The sequence below is a fragment of the Desulfovibrio litoralis DSM 11393 genome (genome assembly GCF_900143255.1).
Taxonomy (GTDB): domain Bacteria; phylum Desulfobacterota; class Desulfovibrionia; order Desulfovibrionales; family Desulfovibrionaceae; genus Frigididesulfovibrio_A; species Frigididesulfovibrio_A litoralis.
In genome coordinates, this window is the sequence record NZ_FRDI01000006.1 from 102,206 (window position 1) to 117,193 (window position 14,988).

Annotated in this window: 13 protein-coding genes; 11 read left to right on the forward strand and 2 right to left on the reverse strand. The window is 37.7% G+C overall.

The features are described 5' to 3' along the window. Window positions 1-140: 140 nt before the first annotated feature. Window positions 141-683, reverse strand: coding sequence for a hypothetical protein (locus BT999_RS07655; protein WP_072697195.1), 543 nt, complete (start codon window positions 681-683; stop codon window positions 141-143). Window positions 684-1,524: 841 nt separating this feature from the next. Between BT999_RS07655 and BT999_RS07665 the strand changes: the two genes are divergently transcribed. Beyond that, entirely contained in the window at window positions 1,525-2,013 is a 489-nt protein-coding gene (locus BT999_RS07665) for a hypothetical protein (RefSeq protein WP_072697197.1), read from the forward strand. 7 nt (window positions 2,014-2,020) lie between these two features. After that, window positions 2,021-2,251, forward strand: coding sequence for a MoaD/ThiS family protein (locus BT999_RS07670; protein WP_342741872.1), 231 nt, complete (start codon window positions 2,021-2,023; stop codon window positions 2,249-2,251). Window positions 2,252-2,742: 491 nt separating this feature from the next. Here the strand turns inward: BT999_RS07670 and BT999_RS07675 are convergent, their stop codons facing one another. Continuing rightward, entirely contained in the window at window positions 2,743-4,395 is a 1,653-nt protein-coding gene (locus BT999_RS07675; RefSeq protein WP_084650644.1) for a sigma-54 interaction domain-containing protein, read from the reverse strand. 323 nt (window positions 4,396-4,718) lie between these two features. Between BT999_RS07675 and larAH5 the strand changes: the two genes are divergently transcribed. The 9 genes from larAH5 (at window position 4,719) to BT999_RS07725 (ending at window position 14,872) form a co-directional block, all read left to right on the forward strand. Next, the gene (gene larAH5, locus BT999_RS07685) at window positions 4,719-5,981 is read left to right on the forward strand and encodes a nickel-dependent malate racemase, LarAH5 family (protein ID WP_072697246.1); all 1,263 of its coding nucleotides are present in this window, start codon (window positions 4,719-4,721) and stop codon (window positions 5,979-5,981) included. Between the two features lie 120 nt (window positions 5,982-6,101). Next, on the forward strand, window positions 6,102-6,389 hold the full coding sequence (locus BT999_RS07690; RefSeq protein WP_072697199.1) for a UxaA family hydrolase: 288 nt from the start codon (window positions 6,102-6,104) through the stop codon (window positions 6,387-6,389). A 5-nt stretch (window positions 6,390-6,394) separates the two neighbouring features. Next, the gene (locus BT999_RS07695; RefSeq protein ID WP_072697200.1) at window positions 6,395-7,558 is read left to right on the forward strand and encodes a UxaA family hydrolase; all 1,164 of its coding nucleotides are present in this window, start codon (window positions 6,395-6,397) and stop codon (window positions 7,556-7,558) included. A 251-nt stretch (window positions 7,559-7,809) separates the two neighbouring features. Continuing rightward, complete coding sequence (locus BT999_RS07700) at window positions 7,810-8,772, forward strand: tripartite tricarboxylate transporter substrate binding protein (protein ID WP_072697201.1); 963 nt, start codon at window positions 7,810-7,812, stop codon at window positions 8,770-8,772. Between the two features lie 69 nt (window positions 8,773-8,841). Continuing rightward, the gene (locus BT999_RS07705; protein ID WP_072697202.1) at window positions 8,842-10,863 is read left to right on the forward strand and encodes a tripartite tricarboxylate transporter permease; all 2,022 of its coding nucleotides are present in this window, start codon (window positions 8,842-8,844) and stop codon (window positions 10,861-10,863) included. 73 nt (window positions 10,864-10,936) lie between these two features. After that, window positions 10,937-11,797, forward strand: coding sequence for an NAD(P)-dependent oxidoreductase (locus BT999_RS07710; RefSeq protein ID WP_072697203.1), 861 nt, complete (start codon window positions 10,937-10,939; stop codon window positions 11,795-11,797). A 175-nt stretch (window positions 11,798-11,972) separates the two neighbouring features. Beyond that, a complete protein-coding gene (locus BT999_RS07715; protein ID WP_072697204.1) occupies window positions 11,973-12,989 on the forward strand; it encodes a TRAP transporter substrate-binding protein in 1,017 nt (338 codons plus the stop codon). A gap of 78 nt (window positions 12,990-13,067) precedes the next feature. Then, the gene (locus tag BT999_RS07720; RefSeq protein WP_072697205.1) at window positions 13,068-13,580 is read left to right on the forward strand and encodes a TRAP transporter small permease; all 513 of its coding nucleotides are present in this window, start codon (window positions 13,068-13,070) and stop codon (window positions 13,578-13,580) included. Then, on the forward strand, window positions 13,580-14,872 hold the full coding sequence (locus BT999_RS07725; protein ID WP_072697206.1) for a TRAP transporter large permease: 1,293 nt from the start codon (window positions 13,580-13,582) through the stop codon (window positions 14,870-14,872). Before BT999_RS07720 ends, BT999_RS07725 begins: the two co-directional genes overlap by 1 nt. The last annotated feature ends 116 nt before the right edge of the window (window positions 14,873-14,988 follow it).

Consider the following 14,988-nt stretch of genomic DNA (forward strand, 5'->3'; position numbering starts at 1 on the left):
CAAAAAAAAGCTTTGTTGTCTTCTTTTTCTTATAACAGAAAGACGAAAGAGTTTCAAACTTTTATTTATTAAATCTTATTAGGTTAATAATAACATAAAGGAGAATGGTAAAAACGAGCTTGTTTTTGTGGGAGAGTTATTTAGATTTTAGCCTTGAGGCGTTTTATCCCTTCACGAAACAAAACATCTATTTTATCGGGTTTGTGTAATAAAACAACTTCGCCAAGCCCGAAGCTTGGGTGAGAGAGTAAATCGCCCTTTCCAAAACTTTCATTCATATTGTAAGTTTTTGGAGTCAAAACGGCTAAACGTTTCATTGCGACTTCCCAAGCCGGGTCGTCTAAAAGAGGGGTGTTTTTTGTAGAGCTTGTCGTACGTTTTAGACTTGTTTTTTCTTTTGTTGGTTTTTCTCCGCCTGTTTGAGAAAGAGTCGAAGGTTTATATTTTACCCCAACAGTAGTTGCGTTTTCTCTGGCTTGCCCTGCTCTTACTTTTTTGATTGCCGGAGTATTGCTTTTTTGGTTTTCTTTGCGTGCCGGGCGATATTTATGTATACTGCCACAGGCTTTACACTCTACTTTAACTATTTCGTTACCGGCGACGGCAATGATAACATGACTTGTTTCGTCGTTACAGCGAGTACACATTGAGAGTGTTAAGGCTCCTGCTTCAATTTTATCCATAGTTAATACCTTGTATTTTTTGATTTTATAAAAAAATCTGCGTAATAAATATTGTTTAATGGGTAGATATATTATATCTTTCAAAGAATATAAAGCATTAATTTGATGTTTGCCTAATTATTATAATCTATTTTAAACCCCATACTTCCGTGAAATAGTCTTTTGTTTCGCTCGCCTCATATCTTTATATAATAAAATTACATTTTTATTCTATCATTATCTTTAAATTTGACGCTTTTACGAATATTTTGTTGGTCGCTTCAGACTATTCATATAATAAAATACATTTTTATTATATGCATATGGGACGACCTAAAAATGCTTATTGCATGGAAGCGTTAGTTTTTTTAAAGATTATAACAAAATAAGGCAAAAGGGTTGATACGGTGATTAAAAAATATCAACATATAATATACGGCTTACTCTTTGCGTTTATTTGGTTATTTGTGGGCATATATCTCTTAATAAGTGGATCTGAGTATGGTCTCTTTGTTATTTATGGTGCACCTCTGGCAGGTTTTTTAATCGGAACATTGTTTGGGTATTTAATTATAATACATAGAAATATAAATAATTATGCTCTGGCTATCATTATGGTAGCGTTGACGGTTATAGTTTCACTTAGTTTGTTGGTGTATGCGTTTGTTTTTTGGGTTTATCCAAGATATTCTTTTTAGGGGTGAACCGGTAGCGAGTCTGTTGTATGTACCTCTTGGGGCTTGCCTTACTCATTATTTAGCCTTTTATTTTATGGATTGTATACGGTTATTGGTGGAATTATTTTAGCATTATTGTTAAAGTATGTAATCATAAAACAAAATAAGGCAAAAGGGTTGATACGGTGATTAAAAAATATCAACATATAATATACGGCTTACTCTTTGCGTTTATTGGCTTGCTTGTCGGTATACAGCTTACAATAACTGCAATAGGTGATGGTTATTATCGATTTATTTTTTTTGCACCTATTGCTGGTTTTTTAAGCGGTACACTGTTTTGGTATCTAATTATCATGCGTAAAAATAGCAATAATTATGCTCTGGCGATTATTGTTGGGGTTTTAACGGGTACGGTCTCGCATTGGCTTTGTTGGTCTATTTTTCTGGTGGTTGGGTATATAGAAGCATTGCTGTCTGGTAGTGAGAGCCATGATAGTCTAATATCACCATTATTTGCACCTTTGGCAGCTTTTTCTTACTCATTATTTAGTCTTTTATTTTATGGATTGTATACTGTGATTGGTGGAATTATTTTAGCATTATTGTTGATGCACAAAATCTTAAAATTAAATACAACAACTCAATGGGACATAAATATTTATAGGAGCTGACTTTAACATGAGTATGAAATTAGAAATAAAATGTTTCGCAACTTTAGCCTCGCAAGCACCTACTAATGGGGTTTTAGAAATGCCCGCAAAAAGTACGGTGATGCATGTCATGAAGCAATTACAGATTAACCCGGACGAGGTAAAAATTATTTTTGTTAATGGGTTACATGCAGATGCGGATACTGTGTTAAAAGACGGCGACCGTGTTGGCTTATTCCCACCGGTGGGCGGTGGTTAAGGGTTTTGAGCCACGTTTAAAAATAACCTTTTTTTATAACTCCGATTTGGTGTATTTTATCAACGCTAATTGAAGACGCTTATAAAAATAGTTTTTTGCGGCTTAAAACGTTTTATGCGGTGGCATACAGAACATAAAACGATGGAAAAGCAAGCAAAGCATAGTTGTACAATGGTCTTTATTAAGAATAATCTTCTTTGGCGATACCGAGTTTACGCATTTTGTTTTGCAGAGAGAATTAGTAGTTTTTATACTATAAACTGTAAGATGTTTGATTATTTTTGCAAATATGAAATAAAATGCTAAACACAATACGGCAAAGCATGGTTTTGTAATGGTCTTTAGTGAGAGGTGTTGCAATGCGATACCTTAAAAGCACGCATAAGAGAATACTTTTTTTTAAATAAGCCTGCTCAACGTAAATATTTTAGGCTTTACAAAAACAAAGCAAAGTTAAAAAGCAAAAAATCACAGACAGTTTTGACTTAAGATTAAGAATAATCTTCTTTGGCGATACCGAGTTTGCGCATTTTGTTTTGCAGGGTGGTGCGTGGAAGCCCAAGCTTTTTGGCGGCTCCGTCTGTTCCCGAAAGAATACCTTCGCAAGATTTCAAGGTTTTTATTATGTGGTTGCGTTCTATTTGTTCTAAGCTTTGAAAATCATTTGAGTCATTTTTTTCTTGTCTATATTCAATTTGTTCTGTGTTGTTTTTGGTGTTTTCGGCTTGGGGTGTTGTTGGTTGAGCTTTTTGAGTATTTGAAACATTATCATTTAAAATTTCTTGCAGGTTTTCAATAGTAATTTTGCTACGTGTATTTTGAATCAATAGCCTGTTGGTTACGTTTCTGAGTTCTCTTATATTTCCTACCCATTTGTGTGCTTTTAAAATATCCATTAACTTTGACGACAAACTGATTTGGGGTAACCCGAGCTGATTTGCCTGAATATTGGCAAGGTGTTCAAATAAAAGAGGAATATCCTCAATTCTTTCTCTGAGCGGTGGAAGGTGAATTGTAATTGTTGATAGGCGATAATAAAAGTCTTGACGCAGTTTGTTGTTGCTTATGGCTTGGTTTATATTTTGGTTTGTTGCGGAAATAAGACGAAAGTCTGATCTGGTTTGTATATTTTCGCCTACTCTTTCAAAAGCTTTTTCTTCAAGCACTTGTAAAAACTTGCTTTGCATTTCAATAGGTAATTCGGCAACTTCGTCAAGGAAGAGTGTTCCGTTTTGAGAAAATTCAATACGTCCGATACGGTTCATGTTTGCACCGGTAAAAGCTCCTTTGACGTGTCCGAAAAGTTCACTTTCTATCAAATTAGGAGCGATAGACGGACAGTTTACTTTAACAAAATTATGTTCTGACCTTGGGCTGTTATTATGAAGATAACGAGCGAGCAGGGTTTTTCCCGTTCCCGTTTCTCCCGTAATCAAAACCGGAATATTCAAGGCGGCAACAGCCTTGGCGTGGGTCATTAGTTCTTGCATGTTCTCACTGCCGAACAACATAAGGTCTTGTTTTGCCAAAGCACCGGGAAGGTGGACAGGCGCGGGGAAGGTTTTAGTTTGGTTTAAAAGCTCTTTTGTTAAAACGTGGCTTAAAAATACTGTAATAAATGGAACAAGTTCAGCAAAAAAATCAATAAGTTCCATGAAAAAATTTGGCTCTTCGACAAAGGAACAATGTAAGGTCCCGATAATTTCTTGATTTTCAATTAATGGAAAAGCCACCGTACAATTAAGCCCGGCTTCCGTCATCGGTTGGGCAAGTTCTCCGTGAAATTGTGCCAATAGGTTTGAGATAACAACGGGTTTGCGTGTGCTGATTACGCGTCCGGCAACAGTGTTAGCGTTTGCCTCTCTGAGTGTTGATAGTGCGCTGACAACAGTGCCTTCGGCAGATGTAAAGATACACAATACTTCATTTTCTGAATCATAAAGGTTGATACTTAAACGATCAAAGGGATAGATTTTGGCTATTTCTTTGCTGAGTGCCGAAAAAAAACTGCTGCGAGTGTTTTTTGCTGATAAAGTGATTGCCATTCTTTTAACTGTGGATAAAACGGCATCTTTAATACGAGGGTTTTTTTTTAGTATGTTTTTACCGTCTGTAAGATTAGAAATTGTGTCATCAATCATCATATAGTCTTATTATTGAGTTTATTGTTTGGTTAACTTATTGATTTAATATGCGTTGTATTTTTTTATTTTTTATTGCAACACCTGAGAGAATCATAACAGGAATAAAAAATATGGCAAGCCTCTGCCCATATTTTATAAAAATTGCCCATATTTTTTTAATAATGCCCTTTTGAGGGCAATAAAACGTGATATAGAAAAAGTCTAAAAATGGAAAGTGTGGATTACTCAGCGTTGTCAGTTTTGGCATGTTTATTGATAAAGGAAATTTATCACAAGAAGAGACGTGTTATATCGTTAAAGGTATAGATACAGGGAGCATTATAGTGGATATTAAGCTTAAATATGGTTCTGATAGTCTTGTTTTAAACATTCCCGATTCAATATCAGTGGATATTTTTGAGCCCAATGAGGCAAGCCCTTTGGCTGATCCTTTGGCGGCTTTTCTAAATGCCCTTGACGCTATGGACGGTTCTGCATTTACTTCCGGTTCTACGCCGAAAAGTGTTGCTATTGCTGTTCCTGATGAAACAAGACCTTTGCCTATTAAGTTGTTCCTACCTGTTTTGATTGAAAGAATTTTAAAAACTTTCCCTTCTCTGAAAGTAGAAGATATTAGTATCGTTGTTGGTGGCGGTTTACATCCGCCTGCTGATTCTGCACAATTACAAAGGATATTGCCGTCTTCTTTGCTTGATGGTTCTTGTCCTTGTAAGATAGTTTGTCATGATGCGAAAAATTCGCCTATGACTTATTTTGGCGAAACCAGTCGTGGAACGCCTGTTGAAGTTAATGCCGCTATCGGAACGGCTGATTTGAAGATAGTAATGGGCATGATTGATGTGCATCAATTTGTCGGGTTTACCGGTGGGTCTAAGGGTGTTGCTATTGGGTGTGCTTCTGCTCGTATGATTACGGCTAATCATAAGATGCTCGCTAAAGAGGGTGCTTCGGCAGCTAATATTGAAAGTAATCCAGTGCGTCAAGATTTGAATGAAGCCGGTGAGCTTATTGGGGTAAATTTAGCAATTAACGTGGTTTTAGATGCCTCAAAAAAACCGGTTATTGTTTTGGCGGGAAAACCCGTTGACGTAATGAAAGCGGGGGCTGTTGAAACAGCTAGAATTTATGGGCTTAAAATGAAAGAGCCTTACGATATTGTTATTGCTTCTTGTGGCGGTAACCCTAAAGATATTTGTTTGTATCAGGCTCAAAAGGGTTTGACTCCGGCGGCGCAAGCCTGTAAAGAGGGCGGAAAAATTTTAATCTTGGCAGAATGTAGTCAAGGTATCGGTGATGATGTTTATCATGATTATGTTAAACAATTCCCTTGTCCACACGCTTTAATGAAAGCGTTTCAAAGTTCAGAGTTTCGTATGGGTGCTCATAAAGCCTTTTTATTCGCAAGAGTTACAACCAAAAAAGAGGTTGTTTTCCACACCGCTCTTGATGAAAAGGCCTTGTCCGAGTGTTTATTGAAAAAAGGTGAGGCACAAGCAACTTTAAACCAATGGATTAAAGAGCTTAAATCGCCACGTATTGCTGTTTTAAAAAATGCTAATTCTTCGTTTTTTAGTTCCAATGAATAACTGTTTTTTATAAGTTCGCTTTTTTAAAGTGGATTGATAAGAAATATTTATATAGTTTATGTATGTTTTAGGCACTTTGTTTTTATATAACATTACTTAACAATAATAAGGAGATCAGGCATGAGTATACCTCATTTTCTGGTGCATGAAGATGGCGACGTTGTAGGCGTTGTTACCGTTGAAGGCGTTAAAGCCGGTCAAGATTTGAACGGCTGGGTTATGGCAGAAGATAAAACCATTACCATTAAAGTTAACAATGACATTCCAATTGGTCATAAGATCGCTCTTAAAGACCTTAATGTTGGTGATACCGTTATGAAATACGGTACAGACATTGGTAAAGTAGTTGCTCCTATTAAAAAGGGCGATCACTTGCATGTTCATAACGTTAAGACTAAAAGGTGGTAGTAAATATGAAAACTAGTAAATTCCTCGGATACCGCCGCGAAAATAAACGTGTTGGCGTACGTAACCATGTTGTTATCTTACCTTTAGATGACCTTTCTAACTCTGCTGCTTTAGCTGTTGAAAACAACATTAAAGGCACTTTGGCTCTTCCTCACCACTATGGCCGTTTACAATTCGGTGCTGACCTTGAACTTCACTTCCGTACCCTTATCGGTACCGGTTCTAACCCTAACGTAGCAGCAGTAGTTGTTATCGGTATTGAACCTGAGTGGACAAAAGTTATCACCGACGGTATTGCAAAAACTGGTAAGCCTGTTTTTGGTTTCTCTATCGAACAACACGGTGATCATGAAACTATTTGTTCCGCTTCTCGTAAAGCAAAAGAATTAGTACAGTGGGCAACCTCTCTTCAACGTACAGAATGTGATATTAAAGATCTTTGGGTTTCTACAAAGTGTGGAGAATCAGACACTACTTCCGGTATCGCTTCTAACCCAACCGTTGGTAATGCTTTTGATAAACTTTATGCAAAAGGTAACACCCTTTTATTCGGTGAAACTTCTGAAATCACAGGTGGCGAACACTTAGTTGCCGCTCGTTGTCGCGATGAAAAAGTTAAAACTTATTTCATGAAATTATGGAATGATTATAACGATTTCATTATGGCTAATAAAACCAACGACCTTTCTGATTCTCAGCCAACTAAAGGTAACATTCTCGGTGGTTTAACAACTATTGAAGAAAAAGCCCTTGGTAACATTCAAAAGATTGGTAAAAAATGTATCGTTGACGGTTGTTTAGAGCCTGCTGAAACTCCGACCGGTCCTGGTCTTTGGTTCATGGATTCTTCTTCTGCTGCTGCTGAAATGGTAACCTTGGCTGCTGCCGGTGGTTATGTTGTTCACTTCTTCCCAACCGGACAAGGTAACATTATTGGTAACCCAATTCTTCCTGTTATCAAGCTTTGTGCTAACCCACGTACTGTTCGTACTATGTCTGAACATATCGACGTTGACGTTAGTGGTATGCTCCGTCGTGAAATGAACCTTGATCAAGCTGGAGATAAGCTCCTCGAGATGATGGTTGCTACTGCCAACGGTCGTTTAACTTCTGCTGAAGCATTAGGACACCGTGAGTTTGTAATGACTAAACTTTATCGTAGTGCTTAATCTACACTCTTTCTTGTTTTAATAAAAAATGGTCTGAGTGTATTTAATACATTTAGACCATTTTTTTCTGTGCTTTTCTTAGTGCTTTAAGTATTTATCTGTATACTTGTTGGAATTAAAGCAAAAAAATATTTATTTGAAATTTGTGCGAATTTGAGCTTGTGATTTTTGTAACATTTAGCTAATATTTTGATATAAATAGTTTTGACAACTTTGTTAATAGCTATAATTTATTATCTTTCGGAGGCATTATGTCCGCATTTATTCGTGCTTTTACCTTGATTTTTATGTTGAGTTTTATTTTTGTTGCTGTTCCTGTAAGAGCAGAGTATCCTGATAAACCTATGAATATGATTATGGCATTTACTGCCGGTGGTTCCAGTGATGTGCAAGCCAGATTAATGCAGAAATATTGGGACAAGGCAAAATTGCCACAGTGGGTTTTTATCTATAAAACCGGTGCGGGCGGTGCTATTGGTTTTGGTGAAATTGCTAAAGCCAAAAAAGACGGCTATACCCTTGGTGGTATAAACGTTCCGCATATTGTGTTACAACCGCTTGGGCAAAAAGCACAATTTTCTATAGATTCTTTTGATTATATTTGTCAGGTTGTTAACGACCCTCAGTGTATTGCTGTTCATAAAGACAGCCCATTTAAAAACGTTAAAGAAGTTTTCGAATTTGCCAAGGCTAACCCCGGTAAATTAAAATTAGGTTTGGTTGGAAGACTCTCCGGACACCATCTTATGCTTTTAGATGTTCAAAGCAAATATGACTTCCCTGTTACTGATGTTGTTTATAAAGGTGCCGCCGACCAAAACGCCGCGTTATTAGGAAAAGAAATTGATGTTATTTTTGGAAATCTAAATGATGTTATGCGTAGTTTAGAACATATGCGCGTGCTTGGTCTTGCCGCTGAAAAGCGTGATAAAGATTTTTTACCTGATGTTCCGATTTTAAAAGAAGAAGGCTATGATGTTGTTTCTGATATTCGTCGTGCCTTTGTTGTTCCTAAAGGTGTTGATCCGGAACAACTTAAATTTTTAAGAGCAGCTTTTGAAAAAATTGCTAAAGATCCGGAATATATTGCAGAAATGAAGAAAATAGGACAACCTCAAGAATATATGGACGGCGAATCTTTTGCAAAATATGTAAAAGAGCAAAATGAAAAAGCAAAAATTACTCTGGAAAAAGCCGGTTTATTAAAGAATTAAGTTATGCCTAACTATTGGGCGTAAGTTTTGTTATGCCCAATAGTTAGATTCGTTTTTTTTGAGGAACTTATGAATGAATTTATTTTGCCTGCCTTGGGACACTTGTGTGAACCTTTAAATATTTTTTTGATCATTGTAGGTCTTATAGGCGGTATTATTGTTGGTGCTTTACCAGGTTTAACGGCTACTATGGGTGTTGCACTCATGGTGCCTATGACTTTTTCGATGAACTCAACAAGTGGTTTGATCATGCTTGGTGCTATTTATATTGGTGCTATTTATGGTGGATCAAACTCAGCGTGTTTAATTTGTACCCCGGGAACACCATCTTCTGTTGCAACAACTTGGGACGGTTGGCCTCTTTCTAAAAGTGGAAAAGCTGATACGGCTTTATATGCTTCTTTACAATCGTCTGCCTTTGGTGGTTTGATTGGGGCATTATTCTTACTTTTTGCCGCTAAACCTTTGGCTATGTTTTCTTTAAACTTTCAAGGGCCTGAAAGCTTTTGGCTTTGTATTTTCGGTCTTTCTACAATTGCGGTAATGAGTAGTGGAAATATGCTTAAAGGCTTACTTTCCGGTGCTTTGGGCTTATTGCTTTCAACAATAGGTATTGACCCGCTTGAGGGTGTAGACCGTTTTACTTTTGGTTATTATCCGCTTGTTCAGGGAATTGCGGTTATCCCTGCCATGATTGGACTTTTTTCTTTTTCTCAGGTTTTGGTTTTAGTTGCTAGCAAGAGAGAGTATGTTGCTGAATTTAAACCCAAACCAGGTGTCTTTAGCAGTGTTTCCAAATATCTTTTTACGAAATGTAAGCGAGTGCTTTTGGTTTCTTCGGGAATTGGATCTATAGTCGGAATGCTCCCCGGTGCCGGTGGTGAAATTGCCTCTATTATCGCTTATAATGAGGCAAAACGTTGGGATAAAGAACCTGAACGTTATGGAAAGGGCGTAATTGAAGGTGTTGCGGCGAGTGAGAGTGCTAATAATGCGGTTATCGGTGGTTCGCTTATTCCCATGCTGACCTTGGGTATTCCGGGAAGTGCGGTCGCAGCGGTAATATTAGGGGCTTTACTCGCTAAGGGAATTCAGCCTGGCTTTAAAGTTTTTACTGATACCGGTGATTTGGCTTATACTTTTATGCTTTCTCAAGTCTTTGGGAATATTTTGTTAATTCCCGTAGGTTATTTTATTGCCAAAATAATGGCACGTCTTCTAAATATCAAACTTAACTTTGTGGCTGTTACTATTGTTGTTTTGTCCGTGATTGGTTCTTATGCGATTAACAACAGTATTTTAGATATTTGGGTTGTAATTCTTTTTGGTATAATTGGATTTTTTGGCGGGCGTATCGGTTTTGATACGGGGGCTATGGCGTTAGGGATTATTCTTGGCCCAATGATTGAAGAAAATTTGGGTAAGTGTTTCGACTTATCTCGTTCAACGGGTAGTCTTGCCTCTGTATTTTTTGGAAGCACTACTGCTGTTGTTTTGATTATTCTCACTATTGTTTCTTGTTTAACCCCTCTTTTATTGGCGGCACGCAAAAAAGCCAGAACAGCCTGTGAAAATAAAGCTATTAAAGATAGTATTGAAAATAAAGAAATAACCATTGTTGAATCTGAGATTACTCCTGAAACTAGTGGGCGTTCAGATTTAATCGCAGGTTTGTCTTTCCTCGGAGTTGCCCTTGCGTTTTACTTTGAAGGACGTGGAATTGAAGGCGTTGGAGCAATATTTCCGCTAGGTTTGCAAATATTTTTAGGAATAGGTGGCGTTTTATTGATACTACTTGGAGTAAAAAAATCTTTTAGTACGGTGAAAGACGGGTTTGTTGCAACCTTGCCCAGAGTTTTGGTAATTTTGGGTGCATCAATTGTTTACGCCTTTTTAGTTGAAACACTTGGATTTTTTACAGCCTCATTTGTGTTTATGGTCTTTGCTTCTTGGTACTTGGGCGATCAAAGCAAAAGTTTCATATATCGTTTAGTTGTTAGTCTAATTGCGGCAAGCTTGGTTTGTGCTTTAATTTGGCTGAGCTTTGTTTACCTGCTTGGAGTTCCGACTCCCGAAGGTTTGTTCTTCTAGTTAGGCGATTGGTGTTTTTTAAATTTTTAATAATAAATATTGCTTTTGCAATAAATTATATGAGGAGATAAATATGAAAATTGGTTTTATTGGTGCTGGTTTAATGGGTGGTCCTTTAGCTCGTAACCTTATTCGCGCCGGAAAAGACGTTTTGGTTTTTGACTTAAGTAAAGAAGCGATCGATCGCACTTTAGCAGCCGGAAAAACCGGTAAAGCAGCCGCTTCAGTTAATGATATGGCTGGTTGTGATGTTGTGTTTACAAGTTTGCCTTTGCCACAACACATTAACGGTACTATGCTTGGCGATAAAGGTGTATATTCCTTTTTAAAGAAAGGTGCAGTACATATCGAACTTAGCACTATTGACCCGACTACTGCTAATGGATTGGCAAAAGCCGCCGCTGAAAAAGGTATTAAATATCTTCAGTGTACTCTCGGAAAAACTCCGGCACACGCAGAAAAAGCAGAAGAGCCAATGTTTGTTGGTGGAGACAAAGCTGCCTATGATGCACTCGGCGAAGCTTTCTTTAAAATCTTCGGTATTCCTTTCTTTGTAGGAAGCATTGACGCTTCTTGTGCTGTTAAATTAATCAGCAACATGGTGGGAATGACGAACCTTGCTGTTTTAGCCGAAGGCATTAAAGCCGGACAAAAAGCCGGTCTTGACACCAAACTTCTTTTGGAATTGTTGACCGATACCGGTGCAAGAAGCTTCCAAATGGACGTTCGTGGTCCTTGGATTGCCAACAATGACTTTGATGCACGTTTTGGTTTAGACCTTGCTTTAAAAGACGTACGTCTCGGTTGCGAAATGACTCGTTCTTTTGGTTTAAATCTTACAATTATTGAAAGTGCTTTAGCTTTATATAAAGAAGCCAGTGCTGCCGGTTTTGGAAAAGAAGATTGTAACGCTGTTTACAAATCAGTGAAATAATTTTTATTAAATCTTGTTTAACCAACAAGGCGTTAATAAAGTCATTATATCTTCTTTATTAAACTTTGTTGGTTTATCCCTCTACAAAGTGCATCAGTGTATTTAGATTTTGGTTTGTGAAACCAAGATTTATAGTCCAACCCTTTAATCTTTATTTTGTTTAAGGAGAGACCGTATGAAACGTACCACATTAACCTTTGTTCTGGGTGCAGTCATGGCTTTGGTCATGGCAATACCTGTTTTTAGCGCCAACGCCGCCGAGTATAAAAAAATGACGATTATGGCAGCCACGGCAAACCCTGAAGGTAGCTTTCACGTTACCGCTTTGAATAAGTTTAAAGAAATTATAGAAAAAGAATCAAACGGTGCAATAACTGTTAAGTTGTTCGTCGGTGGTTCTATGGGTGATGAGCAGGCAAACGTAAAACAATTGCGTAACGAAGAGCTACACGTTGCTGTTTTGGCAAACGGAAACCTTACTCCTTTTGCTCCTAAAGCAACCACACTTATTTTACCTTATATGTTCCCTAAGATAGAAAATGCTTATACTCTTTTAGGTAACGAAAAATTTGTAAACGATTTTGGTGATGAAATAGCCAAACAAGGAAAGGTTCGCCCTGTTGCTTGGTTGATTGGTGGTTACCGCGTTCTTACCAACTCTAAAAAACCCGTAAAATCTGTTGCTGATTTACAAGGTTTAAAAATACGCGTCCCCCCGGTAAAAATCCAACTTGATGCTTTTAAATCTTGGGGAGTAGAACCTCACCCTCTGGCCTGGTCAGAGACTTTTAACGCTCTTCAACAAGGCGTTGTAGACGGACAAGAAAACCCTCATGCCGTTAACCGCGACCAAAAGTTCTGGGAAGTTCAAAAATATATCACAGATTTACACTATATGCTTTGGGTTGGACCAATCTTAGTTAGTGAAAACTGGTATAAAAAGCTTCCTGCTGATACTAAGGCTCTTGTTTTAAAGGCTGCTAAAGACGCTGCTCAGTATGAATGGAAGTGGAGTGCGGAACAAGATCAAATTGCTCTTAAAGAGTGTCTTGCTCATGGCATGATTTTAGACCAGCCTGCTGATAATGAAGCAGAGTGGAAAGAAAGAGCTCGTGCTATTTGGCCACAATTTTATGATGTTGTAGGCGGCAAAAAAGCTCTTGATGATATTTTAGCTATATCTGGTCAATAAGATTTAACTCATTTGGTGCTTGGCAGGGAAATTTTTCTTGCCAAGCCAACAGTTAACCAGATTTGCGAGGAAATCATTATGGGATTATTGCGTAATTTATATGACAATATTGAAGAATATTTGTGCGTTTCTGCACTCTTTATCATGATTGTTTGTCTTAGCTTGCAAGTTTTTATGAGAATTTTGTCAGGCTCTGCTTTGGATTGGACAGAGGAATTAAGCCGTTACAGCTTTATCTGGGCGGTTTATATAGGTAGTGTTCTGGCTGCTAAAAAATTTCAACACGTCAGAGTTACTGCACAGTTTATGTTTTTTTCACCCCCGGTGAAACTTTTCTTAAGAATATTGATTGATGCTGTTTGGGTAGCCTTTAATTTAGTTTTTGCTTACTACAGTTATTTTATTGTTGCCGATGGTCTTTTATTTCCCGAAGATTCTCCGACCATGCCTTTCTTAATTAAAGCATATGTAGAGATGATTATCCCTATTGCCTTTGTTTTCATGAGCTGGCGAATTATTGAAGGATATTACAAACTATGGCGAGCAGGCGAGCTTTATAACTTGGTAAAATATGAAGAGGAGGCACAATAATGAGTGTATTAGCTGTTGTTGCTCTCGCTTTAGTTGTATTATTTTTATTGGGAATGCCTATTTTTGCCTCTTTGGCTATTGCCAGTTTTATCGCTTTAATGACCAGTGATATTTTGCCTCTTTCCGTTGTTCATAACTCTTTGTTTGACGGATTAAACCTGTTTCCTCTTTTGGCGATTCCTTGCTTTATTGTTGCCGGAAGTATTATGGAACAAGGTAATATAACCAACCAGATTATTGACGTTATGAAACAGCTTGTCGGGCGTGTTTATGGTGGTCTTGGAATGGTTACTATTTTAGCCTGTATGTTCTTTGCGGCTATTTCAGGCTCAGGCCCCGGAACTGTTGCGGCGGTTGGTTCTATTTTGATTCCCGCTATGTTAAAAAACGGCTACAGTAAAGACTATGCTGCCGCTGTTGCCTCATCGGGCGGTACTTTGGGAATTTTAATTCCACCAAGTAACCCAATGATTATTTATGCGATTTTAGGAAACTTATCTATAACTGCTATGTTTACTGCCGGATTTGTTCCCGGTGCTATTGTTGCTTTTGCCCAGATCGTAACAGCTTGGGCTTTGGCAAGAAAACATGGTTTTAGAGATATGGAGTCTCCTCCGTTTAATTTTAAACACTTTCTTAAAACTTGTTTCCGCGGCAGTTTCGCCTTGCTGACTCCGGTTATTATCTTGGGTAGTATCTATTCAGGTTATGCAACACCGGTTGAAGCTTCTATTGTGGCGATTGCATGGGCTTTATTTGTCGGTGGTGTAATTAACCGTTCTTTATCCGGACACGGCTTATACACAGCCTTGCTTGACGGTGCTATGGTTTGCGGTGCTGTTTTAATTATTGTTGGAACTTCCACTTTATTCGGTAAGATTTTAACTTACGAAGAAGCTCCGTTAAGACTTGCCAAGGCAATTATGAGTATTTCAACCAACAAAGTGGTTGTTCTTCTAATGATTGCGGCTTTATTGTATTTCTTGGGTATGTTTATGGAGACCTTATCTACAATTATTATTGTAGCTCCGGTTCTTTTACCTGTTGCCACTCAACTTGATATAAACCACATTCACCTTGGTATTATCATGGTTGTAACAAACGAAGTAGCATTGTTGTCGCCGCCTTTGGGGGTAAACCTCTTTGTTTCTTCTCGAATAGCGAACGTATCGCTTGAACGCTTATCGGTAAGTGTTTTGCCTTATATTCTTGCTTTAACGGTTTGTATAGTATTGTTTATCCTCTTTCCGGAAATCATACTCTTCTTACCAAGAATGTTTAACTTGTTATAAAAAAAAACTTCTGAAGCCAAATTTTGCGAGTTTGGCTTCAGAATTATAAATTGGTAAATAACATACTTTCATAACTGTTTTTAGTTTTTTTGTGTGTTTTTATATATGGTTTGTGG

What these genes read in the sequence shown, in the direction of transcription:
- BT999_RS07655 (WP_072697195.1), bottom strand. Translation starts at nt 683, where the DNA reads ATGGATAAAATTGAAGCAGGAGCCTTAACACTCTCAATGTGTACTCGC.
- BT999_RS07670 (WP_342741872.1), top strand. Translation starts at nt 2,021, where the DNA reads ATGAGTATGAAATTAGAAATAAAATGTTTCGCAACTTTAGCCTCGCAA.
- BT999_RS07675 (WP_084650644.1), bottom strand. Translation starts at nt 4,395, where the DNA reads ATGATGATTGATGACACAATTTCTAATCTTACAGACGGTAAAAACATA.
- BT999_RS07690 (WP_072697199.1), top strand. Translation starts at nt 6,102, where the DNA reads ATGAGTATACCTCATTTTCTGGTGCATGAAGATGGCGACGTTGTAGGC.
- BT999_RS07695 (WP_072697200.1), top strand. Translation starts at nt 6,395, where the DNA reads ATGAAAACTAGTAAATTCCTCGGATACCGCCGCGAAAATAAACGTGTT.
- BT999_RS07700 (WP_072697201.1), top strand. Translation starts at nt 7,810, where the DNA reads ATGTCCGCATTTATTCGTGCTTTTACCTTGATTTTTATGTTGAGTTTT.
- BT999_RS07705 (WP_072697202.1), top strand. Translation starts at nt 8,842, where the DNA reads ATGAATGAATTTATTTTGCCTGCCTTGGGACACTTGTGTGAACCTTTA.
- BT999_RS07710 (WP_072697203.1), top strand. Translation starts at nt 10,937, where the DNA reads ATGAAAATTGGTTTTATTGGTGCTGGTTTAATGGGTGGTCCTTTAGCT.
- BT999_RS07715 (WP_072697204.1), top strand. Translation starts at nt 11,973, where the DNA reads ATGAAACGTACCACATTAACCTTTGTTCTGGGTGCAGTCATGGCTTTG.
- BT999_RS07720 (WP_072697205.1), top strand. Translation starts at nt 13,068, where the DNA reads ATGGGATTATTGCGTAATTTATATGACAATATTGAAGAATATTTGTGC.
- BT999_RS07725 (WP_072697206.1), top strand. Translation starts at nt 13,580, where the DNA reads ATGAGTGTATTAGCTGTTGTTGCTCTCGCTTTAGTTGTATTATTTTTA.